The sequence below is a fragment of the Bradyrhizobium sp. Ken01 genome (assembly GCF_055807355.1).
In genome coordinates this window covers 78,373-99,744 of the sequence record NZ_JBVVPC010000016.1, presented here as the reverse complement: position 1 = coordinate 99,744, position 21,372 = coordinate 78,373, and the positions used below count along the sequence as shown (strand labels likewise).

General features: G+C 63.7%; 20 protein-coding genes, 1 other RNA gene and 1 pseudogene. 11 read left to right on the top strand and 11 right to left on the bottom strand.

All coding sequences use genetic code 11. From position 1 onward, the window contains the following. The first annotated feature begins 134 nt into the window (after positions 1 to 134). From AC0L3S_RS17620 to AC0L3S_RS17605, 4 genes are all read left to right on the top strand, one after another. Positions 135 to 1,154: an SAM-dependent methyltransferase gene (locus AC0L3S_RS17620; RefSeq protein ID WP_473280109.1), complete on the top strand. Its 1,020-nt coding sequence runs from the start codon at positions 135 to 137 to the stop codon at positions 1,152 to 1,154. A gap of 212 nt (positions 1,155 to 1,366) precedes the next feature. Next, positions 1,367 to 2,557: an efflux RND transporter periplasmic adaptor subunit gene (locus AC0L3S_RS17615; RefSeq protein ID WP_473280107.1), complete on the top strand. Its 1,191-nt coding sequence runs from the start codon at positions 1,367 to 1,369 to the stop codon at positions 2,555 to 2,557. A 6-nt stretch (positions 2,558 to 2,563) separates the two neighbouring features. Next, positions 2,564 to 5,716: a multidrug efflux RND transporter permease subunit gene (locus AC0L3S_RS17610; RefSeq protein ID WP_473280105.1), complete on the top strand. Its 3,153-nt coding sequence runs from the start codon at positions 2,564 to 2,566 to the stop codon at positions 5,714 to 5,716. A 262-nt stretch (positions 5,717 to 5,978) separates the two neighbouring features. Continuing rightward, positions 5,979 to 7,106: an AAA family ATPase gene (locus AC0L3S_RS17605; protein WP_473280103.1), complete on the top strand. Its 1,128-nt coding sequence runs from the start codon at positions 5,979 to 5,981 to the stop codon at positions 7,104 to 7,106. 33 nt (positions 7,107 to 7,139) lie between these two features. Here the strand turns inward: AC0L3S_RS17605 and AC0L3S_RS17600 are convergent. Further along, positions 7,140 to 7,353, bottom strand: a pseudogene (locus AC0L3S_RS17600) (inositol monophosphatase family protein); the annotation flags it as partial. 115 nt (positions 7,354 to 7,468) lie between these two features. Between AC0L3S_RS17600 and AC0L3S_RS17595 the strand changes: the two are divergent. Further along, on the top strand, positions 7,469 to 8,533 hold the full coding sequence (locus AC0L3S_RS17595; RefSeq protein WP_473280101.1) for a hypothetical protein: 1,065 nt from the start codon (positions 7,469 to 7,471) through the stop codon (positions 8,531 to 8,533). A 14-nt stretch (positions 8,534 to 8,547) separates the two neighbouring features. After that, entirely contained in the window at positions 8,548 to 8,823 is a 276-nt protein-coding gene (locus tag AC0L3S_RS17590; protein ID WP_473265356.1) for a hypothetical protein, read from the top strand. Positions 8,824 to 8,922: 99 nt separating this feature from the next. Here AC0L3S_RS17590 and AC0L3S_RS17585 read toward each other — a convergent pair whose 3' ends face one another. The 10 genes from AC0L3S_RS17585 to AC0L3S_RS17540 all read right to left on the bottom strand — a co-directional run bounded on the left by AC0L3S_RS17585 (position 8,923) and on the right by AC0L3S_RS17540 (position 18,847). Next, the gene (locus AC0L3S_RS17585) at positions 8,923 to 9,708 is read right to left on the bottom strand and encodes an inositol monophosphatase family protein (protein ID WP_473265353.1); all 786 of its coding nucleotides are present in this window, start codon (positions 9,706 to 9,708) and stop codon (positions 8,923 to 8,925) included. Between the two features lie 85 nt (positions 9,709 to 9,793). Further along, entirely contained in the window at positions 9,794 to 10,882 is a 1,089-nt protein-coding gene (locus AC0L3S_RS17580; RefSeq protein WP_473280099.1) for a tetratricopeptide repeat protein, read from the bottom strand. An 8-nt stretch (positions 10,883 to 10,890) separates the two neighbouring features. Further along, a complete protein-coding gene (locus AC0L3S_RS17575) occupies positions 10,891 to 11,580 on the bottom strand; it encodes a thiamine phosphate synthase (RefSeq protein WP_473280097.1) in 690 nt (229 codons plus the stop codon). Between the two features lie 3 nt (positions 11,581 to 11,583). Continuing rightward, positions 11,584 to 12,609, bottom strand: coding sequence for a class I fructose-bisphosphate aldolase (locus tag AC0L3S_RS17570; protein ID WP_473280095.1), 1,026 nt, complete (start codon positions 12,607 to 12,609; stop codon positions 11,584 to 11,586). Positions 12,610 to 12,855: 246 nt separating this feature from the next. Further along, the gene (gene fba, locus AC0L3S_RS17565; protein WP_473265347.1) at positions 12,856 to 13,923 is read right to left on the bottom strand and encodes a class II fructose-bisphosphate aldolase; all 1,068 of its coding nucleotides are present in this window, start codon (positions 13,921 to 13,923) and stop codon (positions 12,856 to 12,858) included. 67 nt (positions 13,924 to 13,990) lie between these two features. Then, positions 13,991 to 15,187 carry a phosphoglycerate kinase gene (locus AC0L3S_RS17560; RefSeq protein ID WP_473280093.1) on the bottom strand — a complete coding sequence of 399 codons (1,197 nt, stop codon included), beginning with the start codon at positions 15,185 to 15,187 and terminating at the stop codon, positions 13,991 to 13,993. Continuing rightward, the gene (locus AC0L3S_RS17555) at positions 15,184 to 15,342 is read right to left on the bottom strand and encodes a hypothetical protein (protein ID WP_247406375.1); all 159 of its coding nucleotides are present in this window, start codon (positions 15,340 to 15,342) and stop codon (positions 15,184 to 15,186) included. Before AC0L3S_RS17555 ends, AC0L3S_RS17560 begins: the two co-directional genes overlap by 4 nt. Before the next feature lie 33 nt (positions 15,343 to 15,375). After that, on the bottom strand, positions 15,376 to 16,383 hold the full coding sequence (gap, locus tag AC0L3S_RS17550; RefSeq protein WP_027515515.1) for a type I glyceraldehyde-3-phosphate dehydrogenase: 1,008 nt from the start codon (positions 16,381 to 16,383) through the stop codon (positions 15,376 to 15,378). Between the two features lie 147 nt (positions 16,384 to 16,530). Beyond that, positions 16,531 to 18,516 (bottom strand): transketolase, encoded by a 1,986-nt coding sequence (gene tkt, locus AC0L3S_RS17545; protein ID WP_473280091.1) that lies wholly within the window; start codon positions 18,514 to 18,516, stop codon positions 16,531 to 16,533. A 184-nt stretch (positions 18,517 to 18,700) separates the two neighbouring features. Next, on the bottom strand, positions 18,701 to 18,847 hold the full coding sequence (locus AC0L3S_RS17540; protein ID WP_473280157.1) for a hypothetical protein: 147 nt from the start codon (positions 18,845 to 18,847) through the stop codon (positions 18,701 to 18,703). Between AC0L3S_RS17540 and AC0L3S_RS17535 the strand changes: the two genes are divergently transcribed. The 5 genes from AC0L3S_RS17535 (at position 18,816) to AC0L3S_RS17515 (ending at position 21,224) form a co-directional block, all read left to right on the top strand. Beyond that, positions 18,816 to 19,136 (top strand): DUF4164 domain-containing protein, encoded by a 321-nt coding sequence (locus tag AC0L3S_RS17535; protein WP_026232773.1) that lies wholly within the window; start codon positions 18,816 to 18,818, stop codon positions 19,134 to 19,136. The two genes, AC0L3S_RS17540 and AC0L3S_RS17535, sit on opposite strands and share 32 nt — an antisense overlap. Continuing rightward, positions 19,133 to 19,516 carry a cell division protein ZapA gene (locus AC0L3S_RS17530; protein WP_007599950.1) on the top strand — a complete coding sequence of 128 codons (384 nt, stop codon included), beginning with the start codon at positions 19,133 to 19,135 and terminating at the stop codon, positions 19,514 to 19,516. The genes AC0L3S_RS17535 and AC0L3S_RS17530 overlap by 4 nt, the downstream gene beginning before the upstream one ends. Before the next feature lie 48 nt (positions 19,517 to 19,564). After that, a non-coding RNA gene (gene ssrS / locus AC0L3S_RS17525) (6S RNA) lies at positions 19,565 to 19,726 on the top strand. Positions 19,727 to 19,825: 99 nt separating this feature from the next. Then, positions 19,826 to 20,422 carry a 5-formyltetrahydrofolate cyclo-ligase gene (locus tag AC0L3S_RS17520; RefSeq protein ID WP_473265341.1) on the top strand — a complete coding sequence of 199 codons (597 nt, stop codon included), beginning with the start codon at positions 19,826 to 19,828 and terminating at the stop codon, positions 20,420 to 20,422. Continuing rightward, positions 20,400 to 21,224 carry a TIGR00282 family metallophosphoesterase gene (locus tag AC0L3S_RS17515; protein WP_473265339.1) on the top strand — a complete coding sequence of 275 codons (825 nt, stop codon included), beginning with the start codon at positions 20,400 to 20,402 and terminating at the stop codon, positions 21,222 to 21,224. Before AC0L3S_RS17520 ends, AC0L3S_RS17515 begins: the two co-directional genes overlap by 23 nt. Positions 21,225 to 21,372: the final 148 nt, after the last annotated feature.

The following is a 21,372-nucleotide window of genomic DNA, read 5'->3' as shown; positions in this document are numbered from 1 at the left end:
CCCAGAGCTGAAACGGGGCTTTGGTACGGACGTACTTTCCTAATCCTCGGCATTCCACAGGTTCAAGTCGTACTTTTCCCCTGCCGCCCAAGATCTGGCGCCCAAGATCTGCCGCCCAAAGACGGAGTCGTCGCATGAGCGTCGTGTCCGCAATCATCGGGACTGCCGAACGGGTGCCGCTGCCTGATGTCGTGATCCGCGCGGCGATCCAGCGCCTGTGCTCGCGCACGGTGACGCGGCTGTCCGCGCTGGGCGGGGCCGACGATGCCGCCTTCGCCGGGCGGATGATGCTGCGGCCGATCGCCGAGGACCCGGATGTCGGCTATGACGAGGTGCCCGCTTCGTTCTTTGCGAAGGTGCTCGGTCCCAACCGCAAATACTCCTGCTGCTTCTACAAGACCGACGCGACCACCTTGCAGGAGGCCGAGGAGGAGGCGTTGCGCCAGACCGCCGAGCATGCCGCTCTCGCCGACGGCCAGACCATCCTCGAGCTCGGCTGTGGCTGGGGCTCGCTGTCGCTGTGGATGGCGCGGCAGTTTCCGCACGCCAAGGTGACGGCGGTGTCGAGCTCGCAGGCGCAGCGCACTTATATCGAAGAAGAGGCGCGGCTGCGCGGTCTCCTCAACCTGCGCGTGGTCACGGCGGACATCAACGTGTTCGCGCCCGACGGGCAATTCGACCGCATCGTTTCGGTCGAGATGTTCGAGCATGTGATGAACTGGCGCAAGCTGATGACGCGCCTGCGCGCGTGGCTCGCGCCGGAGGGGCGGTTCTTCATGCACATCGTCGCCCATCGCTCTGGCTCCCACCTGTTCGACCGGGCCGATCGCGACGACTGGATCGCGCAGCACGTCTCCACGGGCGGGCTGATGCCGAGCCATCACCTTGTCAGGCAATTCGACGATATCTTCACGGTCGAGAAGGAATGGTGCTGGAGCGGCACGCATTATCAGCGCACCGCCAACGACTGGCTCGCCAATTTCGACGTGCATCGCGATGCCATCGAGGCGGCCTTGCGCAACATCCATGGCGAGGAGACCGGCCAGCGAATGCGGCGCTGGCGCTGGTTCTTTCTCGCGACCTCCGGCCTGTTCGGCTACGCCGATGGAACCGAGTGGGGCGTTAGCCACTATCGGATGAAGGCGGCGGGGTAATTGCGCTGTTCCGTCGCAGCACGCCGCGAGGGAACTCGATTCACGATCCGGTGACTTTCCGAAACGCTCGTTTTTTGAACGGGATAGCTCGTGTGACAATGAGCCGCCCAAGCTCTCATTGCGTCGCAGCAAACACCGATTATTTTCTTTTTCAAATCAGACTGTCCGGAACTTCTTCGGAAGACCAGCGATAGAACGGGGCGACTACCCTTATGTCAGCACTTCACGCGCGATCCGCCTGCATGGCCATAATGCTCGCGGTCGCGGCACCGCTTCTTGCGGGCTGCGATGAATCAAACTCTGCGATCGTCCAGGCGCAACCGACCGAACCCGACGTCAGCGTGGTGACCGTAAGACCGCAGCCGCGCGCGGTGGTGCGGGAACTCCCTGGCCGGATCGCGCCGACGCGAGTCTCCGATGTTCGGCCCCGGGTTTCGGGTATCGTGGTTGAGCGCCTGTTCCATCAGGGCAGCGAAGTGAAAGCGCGCGATCCGCTCTACCGTATCGATCCGCGCCCGTTCGAGGTCGAGGTATCGGCCAACGAAGCCGCGCTCGCCAAAGCGGAGGCTGGGCTGATGCAGTCCCAGCAACAGGCGCGCCGCATCGCCACGCTCACCAGCCAGCGCGCCGCGCCCGAAGCCGAGAACGAGAAGGCGATCGCGGCCGAGCGACAGGCTCATGCCGAGGTCGAGGGCCGCAAGGCCGACCTCGCGCGCGCAAAGCTCAATCTCGACTACGCCACCGTGCGGGCGCCGATTGACGGCGTTGTCGGTGCGGCCCTGGTCAGCGAGGGCGCGCTCGTGGTCCAGAACGAGACCAATCTGGCCACCATTCAGCAACTCGATCTGATCTACGCCGACTTCACCCAGTCGGTGAACGAGCTCAATCAGCTCCGCCGCGCCTTCGAGAGTGGCGATCTCGAACGTATTGCGCCCGGTGCCGTCAAGGTGCGTCTCGTGCTCGACGACAACACGATCTATCCGCTGAACGGCAAGCTCCTGTTCTCCGATGCCAAGGTCGACGCCAACACCGGTCAGGTGACCTTGCGCGGTGAATTTCCCAATTCAAAACGTGAATTGCTGCCTGGCATGTACGTTCGCGTACGAATCGAGCAGGGCATCGACAGCGACGCGATCGCGGTGCCGCAGCAGGCGATCCAGCGCAACGGCGGCGGCGGCAGCGAAGTCTTCGTCGTCAAGGACGATCACCGCGTCGCGGTGCAACCGGTGCGCATCGGTTCGGCGCAAGATGGCTTCTGGTTCGTCACCGAGGGCCTGAAGGCCGGTGACAAGGTCGTGGTGGAAGGCTTCCAAAAGTTCGCAGCTGGCGACAAGGTCAAGCCGCAATCCTGGGCCGAGGCCGAAGCCATCGTGGAAAGTCAACGCGCACAGATGATGCAGTAAAGCATCATGGCGAGCTTCTTCATCGACAGGCCGATCTTCGCCTGGGTCGTCGCGCTGTTCATCTGTCTGGTCGGCGCAATTTCGATTCCGCTGTTGCCGATCGCGCAGTATCCGATCATCGCGCCGCCCTCGATTTCGATCTCGACCAGCTATCCCGGCGCCTCGCCCGAGAACCTCTACAACAGCGTCACGCGGCTGATCGAGGAGGAGCTCAACGGCGCCTCCGGCATCCTCAATTTCGAATCGACCAGCGACTCGCTCGGCCAAGTCGAGATCATCGCTAATTTCCAGCCGGGCACAAACACCAACGACGCCTCGGTGGAGGTGCAGAATCGCATCAAGCGGGTCGAGGCGCGCCTGCCGCGCGCGGTGATGCAACAGGGCATCCTGGTCGAGGAAGCCTCCAGTGCGGTGCTCCAGATCATCACGCTGAGCTCGACCGACGGCAGCCTCGACGAGGTTGGCCTCGGCGATTTCATGATCCGCAACGTGCTCGGCGAGATCCGCCGCATCCCCGGCGTCGGCCGCGCCACGCTGTATTCGACCGAACGCAGCTTGCGCGTCTGGGTCGATCCGGCCAAGCTGGTCGGCTATGGCCTGACTGCCGACGACGTCAACAAGGCCATTGCCGCGCAGAACGCACAGGTCGCTTCGGGCAGCATCGGCGCCGAGCCGTCGACCGCGACCCAGCGCACCTCCGCGCTGGTGCTGGTCAAGGGCCAGCTCTCGTCCCCGGACGAATTCGGCACCATCATCCTGCGCGCCAATGCCGACGGCTCGACCGTGCGGCTGCGCGACGTCGCGCGCATCGAGGTCGGCGGCCTCAGCTACCAGTTCAACACCCGTCTCGACGGCAAGCCGACCGCCGGTCTCTCCGTGCTGATGTCGCCGACCGGCAACGCGCTGGCGACCGCGAGCGCGGTCGAAGAGAAAATGAAGGAGCTGTCGCGCTTCTTCCCGGCCAACATCTCCTACGAGATCCCCTACAACATCACGCCCGTGGTCGAGGCCTCGATCAAGAAGGTGCTGTCGACGCTGGTCGAAGCCGTGGTGCTGGTGTTCGTGGTGATGTTCCTGTTCCTGCAGAACATCCGCTACACCATCATTCCGACCATCGTGGTGCCGGTGGCGCTGCTGGGCGCCTGTACCACGCTGCTGCTCGCCGGCTACTCCATCAACATGCTCTCGATGTTCGGCATGGTGCTCGCGGTCGGCATCCTCGTGGACGATGCCATCGTCGTGGTCGAGAACGTCGAGCGCATCATGAGCGAGGAGGGGCTGCCGCCGAAGGAGGCGACGCGCAAGGCGATGTCGCAGATATCGGGCGCCATCATTGGCATCACGCTGGTTCTGATGGCGGTGTTCGTGCCGATGGCGTTCTTCCCGGGCTCGGTCGGCATCATCTACCGCCAGTTCTCCGTGACCATGGTCGCCGCGATCGGCTTCTCCGCCTTCCTCGCGCTGTCGCTGACGCCGGCGCTGTGTGCGACCTTGCTCAAGCCCGTCGCGGCCGGCCACGGTCACGCCAAGAAGGGCGTGTTCGGCTGGTTCAACCGCATGCTCGACGGCGGCAAGGAGGGTTATTCGCGCACCGTCGGCTTCTCGCTGAAGCGCACCGGCCGCTTGATGCTGGTCTATGTCGCGCTGCTCGCCGGCCTGTCCTGGGCCTTCGTCAATCTGCCCGGCGGCTTCCTGCCCGTCGACGACCAGGGCTTCGTCACCACCGACGTGCAGACGCCGTCGGATTCGTCCTACGGCCGGACCGAGGCGGTGATCGAGAAAGTGGAAAAATACCTGGCGCAGCGCCCGGGCGTCGACAACGTCACCTTCCTCACCGGCTTCAGCTTCTCCGGCCAGGGCATGAACACCGCGCAGGCCTTCATCACCCTGAAGGACTGGTCGGAGCGCGGGCCGAAGGATTCGGCCGCGGCGATCGTTACCGACATCAATCGCGATTTGTCGTCGTCGATCCGCGACGCAAAAATCTCCGCGCTGCAGCCGCCGCCGATCGACAATCTCGGCAACTCCTCGGGCTTCTCGTTCCGCCTCCAGGACCGCGGCCAGAAGGGCTATCCGGCCTTGATGCGCGCCGCCGATCAGTTGATCGCGGAGGCCAATGCAAGCGCGGTGCTTCAGAAGGTCTATGTCGAAGGCCTGCCCGAGGCCGGCGTGGTCAATCTCGTGATCGACCGCGAAAAGGCCGGCGCCTTCGGCGTCACTTTCGAGGACATCAACAACACGATCTCGACCAATCTCGGCTCGAACTACATCAACGACTTCCCGAACCGCGGCCGCATGCAGCGCGTCGTGGTGCAGGCCGATGCGCGCGACCGCATGCGGACCGAGGACATCCTCAACTACAACGTCAAGAACAGCCGCGGCCAGCTCGTGCCGTTCTCGTCCTTTGCCACCGTGGAATGGGCGCGCGGCCCGACGCAGATCACCGGCTTCAACTATTATCCGGCGGTGCGCATCTCCGGCGAAGCAAAACCCGGCTTCACCTCGGGTGATGCCATCGCGGAGATGGAGCGGCTTGCCGGCAAGCTGCCGCGCGGCTTCGGCTATGAATGGACCGGGCAGTCGCTCCAGGAAAAGCTCTCGGGCTCGCAGGCGCCGTTCCTGCTCGGGCTTTCGGTGTTCGTGGTGTTCCTGTGTCTGGCCGCGCTGTACGAGAGCTGGACCATTCCGCTCGCGGTGCTGCTCACCGTGCCGCTCGGCATCGTCGGCGCCGTGGTCGCAGCGATGCTGCGCGGCCTGCCCAACGACGTCTACTTCACCGTCGGCCTGATCACCATCATCGGTCTCGCCGCCAAGGACGCGATCCTGATCATCGAGTTCGCCAAGGATCTGCGCAAAGAAGGCAAGCCGCTGGTGGACGCCACCATCGAGGCCTGCCGCCTGCGCTTCCGCCCGATCCTGATGACCGGCCTCGCCTTCATCTGCGGCGTGCTGCCGATGGCCATTGCCCATGGCGCCGGCGGCGCCAGCCAACAGGCGCTCGGCAGCATCGTGATGGGCGGCATGATCGCGGTGGTGATCCTGGCGCTGCTGATGGTGCCGGTGTTCTTCGTCTCGGTGCAACGCGTGCTGGGCGGGGATCGGGAGAAGGTGGCGAAAGAGGCCGAGATGTATGGGCCGCCCGCGCCGGCCAAGCTGTAAGGTGAGGTGTCATGCCCCGCGAAGGCGGGGCATCCAGTACGCCGCGGCCTTTCCGTACTCAACAGGCGTCTCTGGAATACTGGATCATTCGCCTTCGCGGATGATGACAGTCGGATTTGCGCTGGTGAGAGTCGGCCATTGAACGCCCGATCGGTCGGCTTGATTTCTCGGAGGCCTCAATCCAGACTGCATCCCTGGATTGAAACAACGTATTCGCACTCTGCCCGCGAATGCACAGGCGCCCGCCGATCGAGAGCATGTGATGCGTCCGACTGACATTGCGATCTCGAACTATCGCTCCATTCGGCGGCTCTCCATACCCATCCATCCCCTGTCGGTGTTTGTCGGCGAGAATGGAGTCGGCAAGTCCAATCTCTACAAGTCCTTGTCGCTGTTGCGCGACGCGGCGACCGGTCAGATCACCCGCACGATCGCCGATGAAGGCGGATTGAATTCGGTCTGCTGGTCCGGCCTACGCAAACGGGGCGAAGACGGGCGGCTGCGGCTGTCCGCCACATTCGACAGCATGAGCTATTCCATCGAGCTCGGGTTTCCGAGCCCGCTTCAGGCCGCGTTTTCCGGCGAGCCGATGATCAAGGCCGAAAGCATCGAAACGACGCGCGGCAAACGAACCGTCAAGCTGATGGAGCGGATCAATTCGCTCATCAGCGTCCGCGGCGAGAGCGGCGCCTGGAACGCGCACAAGGACGCGGTGCTGCCATCAGAGACCGCGCTTGCGGCTTTTTCCGATGGCAAGCAATGCCCGGAAATCGACCTGATCAGAAATGCCATGCTGGGCTGGCGATTCTATCATGACTTCCGCACTGATCCGGCGTCGCCGATACGAAAGCCATGTCTCGCGATCGCAACGCCCTCGCTCAGCGCCGATGGCATCGATTTGGCTGCCACCCTGGCGACCCTCTATGTCATTCGGGAAGACGCCAACGATTTGCAGGACGCAATCCAGGATGCATTCCCGGGCGCCGAACTCCGCGCATGGGAACAAAACGGCAGGTGTGAATTCGATCTGCAATTGCCGGATATGCCGCGGCCGTTCAGGGCTCATGAACTGTCCGACGGGACGCTGAAATACATCTGCCTGCTCGCGGTGTTCATGGGTTACCGGCTGCCGCCGTTCATTGCGCTGAACGAACCCGAGACCAGCCTGCATCCGTCGCTGCTGGCGCCGCTGGCCCGGCTCATCGCCAAGGCATCACGCCGCGCCGACATCTGGATTGTCACCCATTCGGAACAGCTGATGGACGCGCTGCGAAGCGAGAGTTCGGTCCCGCTTCGCCGGGTCATCAAGTCGAAAGGCGCCACAGCCATCGAGGGCCTGACCATTGGCGGTGAATATCGCGACGATGAAGATGACGAGGAGGACGAGTAGCCGCGGCAGATCGAGCCGTCGTGCTACTGCGTCCTACTTCCGCAAGATCTTCACCAATTCCCCCGTGCACGAACTCATTGCCGCACACGACATTGCCGGTCACCAGCGCATCGCCCGGCGTGTCGATGTGGCTGATCGTGTCGCCCGCCTCGCGCAGCATGATCATACCCGCCGCGATGTCCCACGATTGCAGATTGCGCTCCCAGTAGCCGTCGAGGCGGCCGGCGGCGACGAAGGCGAGATCGAGCAACGTTGGTCAGGCTTCGTGCTGGATCGCTCGCGGGCGGCGTGAGCCAAAGATTCAACTTTCGGTGGATTTGATTCCATGCATAATCGCTCCGGGGAAATTTTAGGGGGCGGTTATGTTGGCGCGAGTTTTCGCGAATTGCCGGCGTGCAACTACTATTGCGCTTTGTGCTTTGATCATCAGCGGGTGCGCTATTCATCCGCTGCCGGACGATACGGCTCACATCTCGACCTACAATATCGTTCGGCAAATCCGTTGCGAGACGCGGCAGGCGGTTATCGATCGACTCCTCACTTACCTTACGGACGACACCAATCACCATGAAATCCGGCAGAATGGTCGAATTTTCCAGAAGGTCGATGATAGGTCATTTGCGATAGGGCAGCAGGCCGCCCGCGACTATGAAATCAATCACGATTCGATCGCCAAATTCGATTCGACAAAACTCACTGGCTTTGCGCGGTATGTTATCGAAGTGATGCTCAGTATAGGCATTGCCTATAATTTCGACCTGACCGGATATGAGCAGAACAATATCGATCCCGAGATCAATTTCATTCGACCGCTACCCATCTCGACATCGGTGTCGCTGGGCCTCAAGGGAAATTTTGACAGATATCGACAGAATGAACGATCGTTCACGATCACCGACACCTTCTATGCATTGATCAAGAACGTTCCGGAATCCTATTGCAAGAATTCCATCGTCGAAGCGAACATCATCTATCCGATTTATGGCAAAGTCGGTGTCCAAAAAATGGTCTACGACTTCACGTTGCTCGCCTTCTTCGGCAATCTCACCGGAGACGGCTCGAAGGATTTCATCAACATCAGCGGACCTCCAACGATGGTCGATCAGTTGGAATTCCAGACCACCATTGGGGGCACGGCGTCACCGAAAGTCGTTTTCGCACCGCTCGGACCCGCCTTCCAGGTGTCCGACGCAACCCTCGGCGTGTCGGCGACTCGCCGGGACACGCACAAGCTCACTATGGGGCTCTATCTCGACAAGCTGGGTTCGACCGAAGTCAAGAATGTTCGCACTGCGCTATTTGAAGGCTTGGTCCCAGGCAATTTGATCACCGCGTCGGGAGGACGAGCAGAGCTTGGTGCGGCAAAGGCCGTTGAGCAGTTTCTGCTACAGAAAATATTCAGGCCGACAATCGTCATTCAGCAGTGAAAGTGGAGGAATCGATGGCGAAGAAAGCAAGGAAAGCGGTGGCGACCCCGGTTCATATCCAAGCGAAGACGCTGGAGAAGCTGGAGAAAGCAGCCCGCAAGGCGGGGTTGTCGAAGCATTTCAAGAAGGCGGTTGGAAAGACCAGGAGGACGGTGTTCGTTCACGTCGAGCGGGAGAATTTCGACAAGCTGAAGGAGCTCGTTCAGCACGAGAAGCTGGCCGCGCATCCGTCCGCGCGATCACTGTCGAATTGTGATTGTGATCCGGACGACGTGTTCTGCTTCTGCTAGGGAGATCGCGTCCCCGGACTGTTGCGGCCTGGGATCCGAAGTCGATGCCTGGGCGAACGGAGTCGTGCCCCGCGAAAGTCGTGCCGAGAGACTGGACCCCTACTTCCGCAGGATCTTCACCAGTTCCCCGTGCACGAACTCATTCCCGCACACGACATTGCCCGTCACCAGGGCGTCGCCCGGCGTATCGATGTCGCTGATCGTTCCGCCAGCCTCGCGCAGCATGATCAGGCCCGCCGCGATGTCCCAGGATTGCAAATTGCGCTCCCAGTAGCCGTCGAGGCGGCCGGCGGCGACGAAGGCGAGGTCGAGGGAGGCGGCGCCGAAGCGGCGCAGGCCGGCGACGCGCTCCTGCATCGCGGTCATCTCGCGGCGGAATTCCTCGTGGTCGCCGCGGCCGATATGGGGCAGGCCACAGGCCACGACGCATTCGTTGAGCTGGCGGCGGCCGGCCACGCGCAGGCGCTGGTCGTTGAGGAAGGCACCCTTGCCGCGCTCGGCGATGTAGAGCTCGTCATTGGCGGGGTTGTAGATCACGCCGGCAATGATCGTGCCCTCGCGCGAAAGCCCGATCGAGATCGCGAATTGCGGGATCCCGTGCAGGAAGTTGGTGGTGCCGTCGAGCGGATCGACGATCCAGGTGTGGCTCTTGTCGGAGCCCTCGCGCGTGCCGCCTTCCTCGCCGATGAAACCGTAACCTGGCCGCGCCTTGGCGAGGTCCTGGTAGAGGATCTCCTCGGCGCGCTTGTCGGCCAGCGAGACGAAATTCGCCGGCCCCTTGAGCGAGACCTGGAGATGCTCGATCTCGCCGAGATCGCGCTTGAGGCTGCGGCCGGCGCGACGCGCGGCCTTGACCATGACGTTGATAGTTGCGGAATACAGCATGAGCTTCCGGTCTTGATCGGGGGAAATGGCGCGAAATCGCGCCTGTTTGAGGGATGGGGTGCCCTGCGGGGGCCTCAACGTCAAGTCATTTGGCCCCGAGCCATTTCCTGGCGGCGGCCTCGGCCTTGGCCCGGTCCTCGGCCGGCAAATCGGACAATTGCTTGTCCAGCTCCGGATCGCCCTTGCCGGCGGTCTTGGCCACCAGATGCCATTTGAAGCCCTCGATCTTGTCCACGGCCGTGCCCATGCCGTTGATCAGCACCCAGGCCAGCCGGTTCTGCGCGATCGCGCTGCCCTGGCGGGAGGCCTTGCGCAGCAGGGCTACGGCGGCCGGCTGGTTCTTCGGCGTGCCGGTGCCGTTGAACAGCGCGATGGCGTATTCGACCTCTGCATCGACATTGTCGGTCAGCGTGGCGACCTGGAGCAGACGCACCGCCCGTTCCAGGTCCTTCGGCACGCCAGTGCCTTCCTTGTAGAAGGTCGCGAGCGCGTATTGCGCCTCGGGCAGGCCGGCATCGGCCGCCTGGCGCAGCAGCTCGGCGGACCGCTTGACGTCCTGCGGCAGGGTCTGTCCATCGAGATAGAGCAGCGCGAGGTTATAGGCCGCCTTGGGCTCGCCAAGCTTGGCGGCGGACGCCATCAGCTTCACCGCCTCGTTCTTGTCCACCGGGCCGCCACGGCCAGACATCCTGAGCATGGCGAGGGCGAACATCGCCTCGCGGTCGCCGGCATCAGACGCGCGCTTGTACCATTGCAGCGCCTTGGCGTAGTCGCGCCGGATACCCATGGCATTGGAATAGAGCTCACCCAGCATGGTCATTGCCTTGGGATCGCCGGCCTCGGCACGGGCGGTGGCGAGTTCGAAGGCGGTCTTGTACTGGCCGCGCTGATAGGCGCCGTACACCAGATCGACGTTGGGATTGTCGGTCGGAGGCGCCGGAATCACCGTCGCCGCCGGTGCAGGCTTTGGGGAAGCTGAAGGTTTGGGGGAGGCTGACGGTTTGGGTGCCGGCGCCGCTTCCTTCTTCTTGGTGATGGTGTGCGGCGTGGCCTTCTTGGTTTTCTCGGCCGAAGGGCTCGGCGTTGCCACGGGCGGCGTGATCTGGAGCTGCGCGGCCGCGGGCACTGTGAGCAGCAGCAGCGTGGCCAGGATGGTGATGCGCGGGAGCTTCATGTCAGGCGCTAGCCGTGCTCTTGACCCGCAGGATTTTGGCCCGCAAGCGCAGTCGCATGGGCCTTCTTGATCGCAGCGTCGATCTCGACCAGCGCAGCCTTGGGTCCGCGCGGATCGGTCCAGATGAAGTCGCCGACCAGCACGAAATCGGCGCCGCTGGCGGCGAATTCGTGGGCCTCCTCCAGCGAGATGGCAAAGCCGACGCAGGGCGGTTCGAACAGCTCGGCCCACCAATCCAGCCGCTCGGCAATCGCTTGCGACGACGGCCGCTGGCCCTTTGCATCGGGCTCGCCGAACAGAACGTAATCCGCGCCGATCTCGCCCGCATCCATGGAATGGTGCCGCGTCGTCAGCCCGCCGACGCCGGCGATGCGATCGGGCTTCAGCGATGGCAGCGCCTCCTTCAGCGCGGCGATGCCGGGCAGGTGCGCGCCGTCGGCGCCGCCGCGTGCGACGAGCTCAGGATGGCCTTCGACGAGCAGCGCGGCGCCCGCTTTCTGAACCGGCGGCGTCAAAACCTTGATTCGCGAGATCATGGTGCGCTGATCGGTCACCTTCAGCCGCAGCAGCACGGCCGCGACGTCGGCGGCGGCGAGCAGGCCGGGCAGCTCGGCCAGAAGCGAAGCGGGATCGTCGACGACAGGCGTCGCGAGATAAAGGCGCGGCGCCGGGCGCGGCGGAGGAGATTTGTTCGACAAGATCTAGGCCGCTTTCTGTTCCAGGCTGCTTTGCCATTCGCCTTTGGAGGCGAGGCCATTCATGCGCGCGCGATGACTGAATGCGTTTTGTCCGGCTGTGACGTTCTCAGCCTTGCCCGACCATGCCTTCTGCGGCGCGGCCTGGAGGGCGCGACCATAGGAGAAAGTCAGGCCCCAGGGCAGCGGGCCGAGCTTGTGCATGGCGTTGAGGTGCGCGGTCGCCTCTTCGTCCGACTGGCCGCCGGAGAGGAAGGCGATGCCGGGCACCGCCGCGGGCACGCAAGCTTTGAGCAGCCGTATCGTCTTCTCCGCGACCTCCTCGACGGAAGCCTGCTTCGGGCATTTCTTGCCGGAGATGGCCATGTTCGGCTTCAGCACCATGCCCTCGAGCGCGACGCGCTGCAGGCGCAATTCCTGAAAGGTCTTGTTGAGCACACGGCTCGTCACCTCATAGCAGTGATCGATGTCGTGATCGCCGTCCATCAGCACTTCGGGCTCGACGATCGGCACGATCTGCGCGGCCTGGCATAGCGCTGCATAGCGCGCCAGCGCGTGGGCGTTGACGCTGATCGCGGTCATCGAGGGAATACCGCTGCCGATGTCGATCACCGCACGCCATTTGGCGAAGCGGGCGCCGCGCTCGTAATATTTCTTCAAGCGCTCGGCGAGCTTGTCGAGCCCGACGGTGACGAGCTCTCCCGGGCACATCGGCAGGGGTTGCGTGCCTTCGTCGACCTTGATGCCGGGAATGGCGCCGCTACTCTCGATCAGCTTGACCAGGGGCGTGCCGTCCTTTGCGTTCTGCCAGATCGTCTCGTCGTAGAGGATGACGCCGGAGATATAGCGGCTCATGGCTTCGTTCGAGCGGAACAGCATCTCGCGATAGTCGCGGCGGTTCTCCTCGGTCGATTCCACGCCGATCGCGTCGAAGCGCTTCTTGATGGTGCCGGAGGATTCGTCCGCGGCAAGGATGCCCTTGCCCGGCGCGACCAGAGCGGTCGCGATCCTGTTGAGCTCAGTCAGATTCATCGAGATGTCCTCCCAAAACGATTCTGCCCTTGCCGGTGAAAATAGACCGTTCTCGGGCAAATGCCGAGTTAACGTTCGTCGCAGGGTAAGGGGGAGGGGGCCTGTTACCTCGCCCCGCTTGCGGGGAGAGGTCGGTCGCGAAGCGACCGGGTGAGGGGGTACAGGTCTATTGACGGGGCACAACTCGCGGAGAGAGCCCCTCACCCCAACCCTCTCCCCTTAAGGACGGGGAGAGGGAGGGATAGATCACGCCACCTTCGGGGCGAGCTCGCCCTTGGCGTAGCGCTTGGCCATCTCGGCCGTCGTCAGCACCTTCTTGATCTTGGAGGCTTGGCCCGCGGTGTTGAATTCCTGGAGCCGCTGCTTGCACAGCTTGGTCATCGCTTCCATCGCGGGCTTCAGGTATTTGCGCGGGTCGAACTCTTCCGGATTGTCCTTGAGCACTTTCCGGATCTGGCCGGTCATCGCCATGCGGTTGTCGGTGTCGATGTTGATCTTGCGCACGCCGTTCTTGATGCCGCGCTGGATCTCGGCCACCGGCACGCCCCAGGTCGGCTTCATCTTGCCGCCATAGGCGTTGATGATGTCCTGGAGGTCCTGCGGCACCGACGAGGAGCCGTGCATGACGAGATGCATGTTCGGCAGCTTGCGGTGGATCTCCTCGATCACGTTCATGGCGAGGATGTCGCCGTCGGGCTTGCGGGTGAACTTGTAGGCACCGTGAGACGTCCCCATCGCGATCGCGAGCGCGTCGACCTGGGTCTCCTGGACGAACTTCACCGCTTCATCCGGATTGGTCAGCAGCTGGTCGTGGCTGAGCTTGCCCTCGGCGCCGTGGCCGTCTTCCTTGTCGCCCATGCCGGTCTCGAGCGAGCCGAGCACGCCGAGCTCGCCCTCGACCGAGATGCCGCCGAGATGGGCCATGTCGGTCACGGTCTTGGTGACGCCGACATTGTAGCTCCAATCGCCGGGGGTCTTGCCGTCGGCCTTGAGCGAGCCGTCCATCATCACCGAGGTGAAGCCGGCCTGGATCGCGGTCATGCAGGTTGCCGGCTCGTTGCCGTGGTCGAGATGCACGCAGACCGGGATGTGGGGATAGATCTCGGTCACCGCGTCCATCATGTGCTTGAGCATGACGTCGTTGGCGTAGGAGCGCGCACCGCGCGAGGCCTGGATGATGACGGGCGCGTCGACCTGGTTGGCCGCGTCCATGATCGCCAGTGCCTGCTCCATGTTGTTGATGTTGAAGGCCGGGACGCCGTAATCGTTCTCCGCCGCATGGTCGAGCAATTGACGCAACGTGATCCGAGCCATCTGTGTTTTTCTCCCGTTTGGGCCTGCAAGGCCACTGCTTGAAGGCGGCTGACGACTTGCCGACCGATTACTTGGTGCGCAGAACTTCGACGCCGGGCAGGGGCTTGCCTTCCATCCATTCAAGAAATGCGCCACCGGCGGTCGAGACATAGGTGAACTGACCGGCCACATGGGCCTGGTTGAGGGCCGCCACGGTGTCGCCGCCGCCCGCGATCGAGATCAGCTTCTTGGCCTTGGTGCGCTCGGCGGCATGCTTGGCGGCGGACATCGTGCCGCGGTCGAACGGCTGCATTTCGAACGCACCGAGCGGTCCGTTCCAGACCAGCGTCGCCGCATCGTCGATCGCGGCGTGGACACGTGCGATCGATTGCGGACCGACGTCGAGGATCATGCCGTCGGCCGGAATCGCGTCGAGGCCGTAGGCGTGCGACGGCGCGTTGGCCGCGAAATGATAGGCGACGGTGGCGTCGACCGGCAGGATGATGGCACAATTGGCGGCTTCCGCCTTCTCCATGATGCGCAGCGCGGTCGCGGCGAGATCTTTCTCGGCCAGCGACTTGCCGATGCCGACGCCTTGGGCGTGCAGGAAGGTGTTGGCCATGCCACCGCCGATCACGAGCGCGTCGACCTTGCTCACGAGGTTTTCGAGCAGGTCGATCTTGGTCGAGACCTTGGCGCCGCCGATGATGGCGATGACGGGCTTGGTCGGTGAGCCCAGCGCCTTCTCCAGCGCGACCAGCTCGGCCTGCATGGTGCGGCCGGCATAGGCGGGCAGCTTGTGGCCGAGGCCTTCGGTCGAGGCATGGGCGCGGTGCGCGGCCGAGAACGCGTCATTGACCCAGATGTCGCCGAGTTTTGCGAGCTCCGCGACAAAGGCGGGATCGTTCTTCTCTTCCTCTTTGTGGAAGCGGGTATTTTCCAGGCAGAGGATGTCGCCGTCGTTCAGCGCCGCCACGGCCTTGGCCACGGGCTCGCCGATGCAGTCGTCGGCGAAGGCGACGGGCTTCTTCACGACCTTGGCGAGCGCCTCGGCAACGGGCTTGAGCGAGTCCTTGCCATCGCGCCCTTTCGGCCGGCCGAAATGCGCGAGCAGGATGACCTTGCCGCCCTTGTCGGAGATTTCGGTGATGGTCGGCGCGACGCGCTCGAGCCGGGTTGCGTCGCTGACGCGCCCGTTCTCCATGGGCACGTTGAGATCGACGCGCAGCAGTACGCGCTTGCCCTTCACGTCGACGTCGTCGAGGGTGCGGAATTTGTTGGTCACGAGGGATCCCCTGAACCGCCTTGGGTAATGTTGGGCCAGTCCTCGATCTTCCGATCCGGATCGGGCTTGATCTTCGAGCCCGATCGCAAGAACAGGAACAACAGGCCGCCCATCAACGCCAAGAGGAGCGCGAGGGCGACGAGTTGCGAGGTCATGGCGTTCTCCGGCTGTGCCGTGACGCGTCTTGCTTAGATCACCTTCGCCATCGCGACGGCGGTGTCCGCCATGCGATTGGAGAAGCCCCACTCGTTGTCGTACCAGGACATCACGCGCACCAGCGTGCCGTTCTGCACCTTGGTCTGGTCCATGTGGAACGTCGAGGAGTGCGGGTCGTGGTTGAAGTCGATCGAGACGTTCGGCGCGGTGGTGTAGCCGAGGATGCCCTTGAGCTGCTGCTCGGACGCACGCTTCATCGCCTCGTTGATTTCCTTCGGATCGGTCGCGCGCTTCGCCACGATCTTGAGGTCGACGACCGAGACGTTCGGGGTCGGCACGCGGATCGCGACGCCGTCGAGCTTGCCCTTCAGTTCCGGCAGCACGAGGCCGATCGCCTTGGCGGCGCCGGTCGAGGTCGGGATCATCGACATCGCAGCCGCGCGGCCGCGATAGAGATCCTTGTGCATGGTGTCGAGCGTCGGCTGGTCGCCGGTATAGGCGTGGATCGTGGTCATGAAGCCGGTCTCGATGCCGACGAGGTCGTTCAGCACCTTGGCGATCGGCGCAAGACAGTTGGTGGTGCAGGAGCCGTTGGAGACGACCAGGTGTTCCCGGGTCAGCGTGTCGTGGTTGACGCCGTAGACGATGGTGGCGTCGGCGCCGTCGGCGGGCGCAGAAACGAGAACGCGCTTGGCGCCAGCGGTCAGATGCGCGGAGGCCTTGTCCTTCGAGGTGAAGATGCCGGTGCATTCCATCGCGATGTCGATGCCCAGATCCTTCCAGGGCAGCTTCGAGGGATCGCGCTCGGCGGTCACCTTGATCTTGTTGCCGCCGAGGCTGATCGTGTCGCCATCGACGGTCACGGTGCCGGGGAAACGGCCATGGACGCTGTCGAAGCGAAGCAGATGGGCGTTGGTCTCGACCGGGCCGAGGTCGTTGATGCCGACGACCTCGATGTCCTTGCGGCCGGACTCAGCGATGGCCCGCAGGATGTTGCGGCCGATGCGGCCAAAACCGTTGATTCCGACGCGGACTGCCATGTTTCGTCTCCTTCAATGACCGTTGTCATCCCGCACAACGCGCTAGCGCGCCTGCGAGGGTTTTTTTTAGGGCGGACGCCCGGTTCGGCCGGGCGGGGCTTGATCATATGGGAGTTAGGTAGTCCTTTTTTTCGGCAATCTCAACTCTCAGGAAACGCGTTTCAGAACGGCGTTAACCGCGGCCTCGGCGGTAATGCCAAAGTGCTGGAATACCTTGTTGAGAGGGGCGCTGGCGCCGAAGGAGTGCATGCCGATAAATTCGCCATCCTGGCCGATCACGGCATCCCAGCCCCAGCGCACGGCGGCCTCGATCGCGACCTTGATGGGCGCGTTGCCGATGATCTCGTCGCGGCGTTCCTTTGGTTGCGCTAACAGGAGCTCGAGCGATGGAACCGAAACCACCCGGGTCGGAATGCCGCGCTCGGCGAGCTGCTTCTGGGCGGCCACGGCCATCTCCACCTCGGAGCCGGAAGCAAACAGCGTCGCCTTGGCTTCGCCCTGGGCGGCCACCAGTTCGTAGGCACCGAACCGGCAGGGGCTCTCGTTCGGCGCGGTGGTGCGCAGCTGTGGCAGGTTCTGCCGGGTCAGCGCCAGCACCGTCGGACCGTCGATGCGGTTGAGCGCAAGCTCCCAGCATTCGGCGACCTCGATGGAATCGCAGGGGCGGAACACGCGCATGTTGGGAATGGCGCGAAGCGCCGAGAGATGTTCGACCGGCTGGTGGGTCGGGCCGTCTTCGCCGAGGCCGATGGAATCATGGGTCATCACATAAACGACCCCGGTCCCCATCAACGCGGCGAGCCGCATCGCCGGCCGCGCATAATCCGTGAACACCAGGAAGGTCGCGCCGTTCGGCGCAAAACCGCCGTGCAGGAAGATGCCGTTCATCGCCGAGCACATGCCGTGCTCACGGATGCCGTAATGGATGAAGCGGCCCTTCGGCGTCTTGGCCGAGAACGCGGTTGCCGACTTGGCCTTGTTGTTGTTGGAGCCGGTGAGGTCGGCCGAGCCCGCCAGAAACTCCATCGGCATCGCGCCGGCAATGACTTCGATCACGGCTTCCGAGGATTTGCGGGTTGCCGCATTCATCGGCTTTTCCAAGAGCTCCTTCTTGTAGCCTTTGAACGCCTTTGCCAGCGCTGCCGGGCGCTCGTGACGGAGCCGACGCTCGAACTCGGCGCGCTTTCGGCTGCCGAGTTCACCGAGCCTTGCTTCCCATTCCTGTCGTGCCGCCGCGCCGCGGCTGCCGGCCGCGCGCCAGGCTTTCAGCACGTCGTCGGGCACCGAGAACGGCTCCAGCGAAATGCCGAGATTTTCCTTGGCGGCCTTGAGTTCGTCGGCGCCGAGCGCTTCGCCGTGGACCTTGTTGGTGCCGGCCTTGTGCGGCGCGCCGAAGCCGATGGTGGTGCGGCACGCAATCAGCGTGGGCTTGTTTGATTTCTGCGCGCGCGTGATCGCGGCGGATATCGCCGCCTGGTCGTGGCCGTCGATCTTTTCGGCCGCCCAACCCGCCGACTTGAAGCGCTTCACCTGGTCCACGGAATCGGAGATCGAGGTCGGACCGTCGATCGAGATGCCGTTGTCGTCATACAGCACGATCAGCTTGTTGAGCTTCCAGTGCCCGGCCATCGCGATCGCTTCCTGCGACACGCCTTCCATCAAATCGCCGTCGGAAGCGATCACATAGGTGTGGTGATCGACGATCTTCCTGCCGAATTCGGCGGCGAGCATCTTCTCGGCGAGCGCCATGCCGACGGCGGTGGAAATGCCCTGGCCGAGCGGACCGGTGGTGGTCTCGATGCCCTTGGTGTGGCCGTGCTCGGGATGTCCTGGGGTCAGCGATCCCAACTGGCGAAAGTCCTTGAGCTGGTCGATCGTCATCTCGGGGCTGCCGATCAGATACAGCAGCGCATAGATCAGCATTGAGCCGTGCCCGGCCGAGAGCACGAAGCGGTCCCGGTCCGGCCAGTCCAGCGCGGCGACATCGAATTTCAGGAATTGCGTGAAAAGCACGGTCGCCATGTCGGCGGCGCCCATCGGCAGGCCCGGATGACCCGATTTCGCCTTTTCGACGCCGTCCATGGCAAGGCCGCGGATCGCATTGGCCATACGGTTGTGATCGACCTGCGTCATGTCTGAAAATCCGTCTGAAAAGAGGCGCTTGTGGCTGGATTTGGCCGCGCCGGAAGGAGCCTTTCGGCCGCTGGGGTCGCGGCTGGGATAGCATCTCGGTTCCGGCAGGCCAAGGCAATCAAACGCCGGTTTGGCCGCAAAAGTTGCTTAGCAGTGCATAGTTTCGTGGCGGCGTTGCGCTCCGCTAGCTTGCCACGTAAATTTCTGCTTCTAACCGCTTGCCGAACCGAGTCTTTTGCCGGACGGCAAGCCCCAAGGTAAATGCCACCAGATAGGCCACAGGTTCCGCCGCTGACTGCATGAACGATCGCGTATCCAACAGCTCTGCCATGACCGAGTCCTCGGCCGTCGAGATCGAGATCGCGACCCGCAGGCTCATGGCGGCGCTCGACTCGCTCGAAAGCGCGGTGGAGCGGCGGCGCGACGCCGATCGCGACGAGAACGAGCTCGCGGCGCGAATCCAGGCGCTGGGCGCGGACCGCTCGCGCCTTGCCGACGAACTCGACGGCGCGCTGGTGAAGGCGCGCAAGCTCGAGCGCTCCAGCCGCGAGATCTCCGATCGGCTGGATTCCGCGATCGTCACGATACGTTCGGTGCTCGATACCGGAGAGGACGGATGAGCCATATCAACGTCACCATCAACGGCCGGCAATACCGCATGGCCTGCGAGGAAGGCCAGGAGGTGCGGCTGCTCAAGCTCGCCGAAAGCCTGGAGACGCGGATTCAGTCGCTGCGCGGAAAGTTCGGCGAGATCGGCGATGCCAGGCTCACCGTGATGGCGGCGCTGACCGTCTGCGACGAATTGGTCGACGCCGGCAACCGCATCCGGACCATGGAGCAGGAGCTGACCGAATTGCGGGATTTCCGCAACGCCGCCGTCGAGCGCGCCCGGCTGACTCAGACCGCGGTCGTGAACGCCCTGAACTCCGCGGCCGAGCGCATCGAGAAGTCGACCCAGGTCCTGAACCGCACCGTCGGCAACGGGATCGCCATCGGCTGACCCTTCACCGGGCTGGCGATTCGTCAGCATCGTTGTTACATTGGCCAAGCGAGGCTGCGACGCGCGTCAGGAGCCATAATATCCCCGGGGCCTTATCGATCCTTTAGGGAACTGTCCCTGGCCGGGCCCGTGGGCTCGGACATATGGTGCCCACCTACTTTCGTAGGGAACTCCGGGATCGAGTGCTTCAACGGCGTTCGCGGCTTCGCACTTTTGTTTTCTTCCTTCTGGTTCGTGCCTGTCGAAATTGCGTCCCCGACACGCTGCGGGTGATGACAGCGGGGGTAGCTCTGCCTCGGGGGCAAGCGCATGACCAACACCAAAGCCGAACTCCGTGCCAAAGCCCTCGCGGCGCGCGATGCGCTGAGCGAAAAGAAACGCACCGCCGCCGCCGCCAGGCTCGCCAAGCGCGGGCTGCCGTTCCAGCTCCTGCCCGGCAGCATCGTATCCGGCTATTCGCCGATCCGCAGCGAGATCGATCCGATGCCGCTGCTGAAGAAGCTCGCCGAGCAGGGCGCCAGGCTCGCGCTGCCTTGCGTCACCGCGCGCGGCCAGGCGCTGATCTTCCGCGTCTTTCATCCGAACGATCGCCTGATGCTCGGCCCGCTCGGCATTCCCGAGCCGTCGCCTGGGGCCGCTGAAGTCATTCCCGACATCATGCTGACGCCGCTCGCTGCCTTCGATCGTCTCGGCCATCGCATCGGCTACGGCGCGGGGCACTACGACCACACTTTCGCGCATTTGCGAAAAGCGAAGAATATCGTCGGCATCGGGCTCGCTTTTGCAGCGCAGGAGATCAAGGCGGTTCCGGCACTATCCCACGACGTGGCGCTGGATTATGTGCTAACGGAATCGGACGTATTCGATTTCCGGAGTTCTGAAGTTGCGCATTCTCTTCGTGGGTGATGTCGTCGGCCGTGCCGGGCGCAACGCCATCGCCGAATATCTGCCCGGCATGGTCAAGGACTGGTCGCTCGATTTCGTCGTCGTCAACGGCGAGAATTCGGCCGGCGGCTTCGGCATCACGGAAGCTATCTATCAGGAGTTTCTCGACGCCGGTGCCGACGCGGTGACGCTCGGCAATCACTCCTGGGACCAGCGCGAAGCTCTGGTGTTCATCGAGCGCGCCGAGCGTTTGGTGCGGCCCGCGAATTATCCGCGCGGCACGCCCGGCCGCGGCGCTGCGCTGGTGGAGACCAAGAACGGCAAGCACGCGCTCGTCGTCAACGCGCTCGGCCGCGTCTTCATGACCCCGTTCGACGATCCTTTCGCTGCGCTCGAACGCGAGCTCGGTGCCTGCCCGCTCGGCATTGCCGCCGACGCCATCGTCGTCGACTTCCATTGCGAGGCGAGCAGCGAGAAGCAGGGCATCGGCTTCTTCTGCGACGGCCGCGCCAGCCTCGTCGTCGGCACCCACACCCATGTGCCGACCGCCGACCACCAGATCCTGTCGGGCGGCACCGCCTACATGACCGATGCCGGCATGACCGGCGACTACGATTCCATCATCGGCATGCAGAAGGAGGAGCCGCTGCGGAGGTTCACCTCCGGGATCCCGTCAGGCCGGTTCGAGCCGGCGGCGGGCCCGGCGACGCTCAGCGGCGTGGCCGTGGAGACGGATGACGCGACCGGACTCGCACTGCGGATTGCCCCGGTGCGCGCCGGCGGCCGGCTGGAGCCGGCAACGCCGAAATTCTGGTTGAGCTGAGTTCTCGCGCAGCTCGCCACACACTCAGTGTCGTCCTGGCGAAAGCCAGGACCCATTACCACCGGCCGTGGTAATGGGCAGGCTCGCGGTCGAAAGTGTCGTGCCAAACAGGCAATCGGGGTAATGGGTCCTGGCTTTCGCCAGGACG